The 1,329-nt window shown below is 54.1% G+C and carries 3 protein-coding genes; all 3 read left to right on the top strand.

The window, feature by feature from the left end; all coding sequences use genetic code 11:
- The coding region (locus tag J5224_RS28080; protein ID WP_264628400.1) for an aldehyde dehydrogenase family protein at positions 1 to 465 on the top strand (465 nt) is incomplete at its 5' end.
- A gap of 31 nt (positions 466 to 496) precedes the next feature.
- Positions 497 to 1,195, top strand: a complete 699-nt coding sequence (locus J5224_RS28085; RefSeq protein WP_264628401.1) for a type 1 glutamine amidotransferase domain-containing protein — start codon at positions 497 to 499, stop codon at positions 1,193 to 1,195.
- 80 nt (positions 1,196 to 1,275) lie between these two features.
- On the top strand, positions 1,276 to 1,329 hold a 54-nt coding region (locus tag J5224_RS35905), incomplete at its 3' end, for a LacI family DNA-binding transcriptional regulator (RefSeq protein WP_413544649.1).

Consider the following 1,329-nt stretch of genomic DNA (forward strand, 5'->3'; position numbering starts at 1 on the left):
GAACCTGATGTCGATCCGCACAGCAGAAAGATCGCGCCACACCTCATTCTTGGCGTCACGCAGGACATGTTGGTGATGCAGGAAGAGATCTTCGGACCGCTGCTGCCGCTAAAAACCTACGCTGCCGGGATCGGTGACGCGATTCGTTACATCAACGCGGGCCCGCGCCCGCCTGCTGCCTACTACTTTGGTCATGACGCGGAGCGCCAGCGCCAGATAGCCACAAGGACAACGTCAGGTGCCTTGGTGATCAACGACGTCATGACCCATGCCGCGATCGACAGCCTGCCCTTTGGCGGCATCGGGGCTTCAGGTACCGGTGCGTATCACGGTATCCATGGTTTCAGACGTTTCAGTCATGCAAAACCGGTTGTTGTTCAGGACAGCGCCGCCATAACCAATCTTCGTCTTCGCGCGCCTTATCAGGATAAAGCGGCTGTTGCCGAAGCGTTCCTCAACAATTAATTCACCTGCACCCGCACTATCGAGGTTAACAATGAAAATTTTAATGGTTCTGACATCACATGCCGAACTGGGCAACACGGGCAAGAAAACAGGCTTTTGGCTGGAGGAGTTTGCCGCACCCTACTATGTCTTTAAAGATGCGGGTGCTGAGGTGGTTCTCGCTTCCCCGGCGGGCGGCCAACCGCCACTAGATCCGAAAAGCGATCTGCCTGAATTCCAGACGGCACTGACGGCACGTTTCAAAGCCGACAAAGATGCGCAGGACGCGCTTTCTCAAACGATAAAACTGGACACCGTGTCTCAGAACGATTTTGACACCGTGTTTTATCCTGGCGGCCACGGCCCGCTTTGGGATCTCGCGGAGTCCGCCACCTCGATTGCACTGATTGAGTCTTTCGATCGCGCCGGAAAACCGGTGGCCTTTGTCTGTCATGCGCCAGGCGTGCTACGCCATGTTACCGCCGCAACGGGCGATCTGCTGATCAAAGGCCGTCACGTCACCGGCTTCACCAACAGTGAAGAAGAGGCCGTCGAACTCACCCATATCGTCCCGTTTTTGATCGAAGATACGTTTATTGCCGCTGGCGCACATTATCAAAAAGGTGCCGATTGGATGCCGTTCGTCGTGGAAGATGGCAATCTGGTAACAGGGCAGAATCCGGCCAGTTCAGAAGCCGTCGCGGTCGCCTTGCTGAAAAAATTGAATAACGAAAGCTCAATGAGCCATTAAAAATTACAGGGTGCGATATTGGGTTAGCATAATTAACTGTGATAACACAGTAGCTCTCAATGCAATGACAGGGAGTCATCATGGCTACAATGAAGGATGTAGCCCGCCATGCGGGTGTTTCTGCGGCAACAGTA

Source organism: Candidatus Symbiopectobacterium sp. NZEC135, from assembly GCF_025962695.1.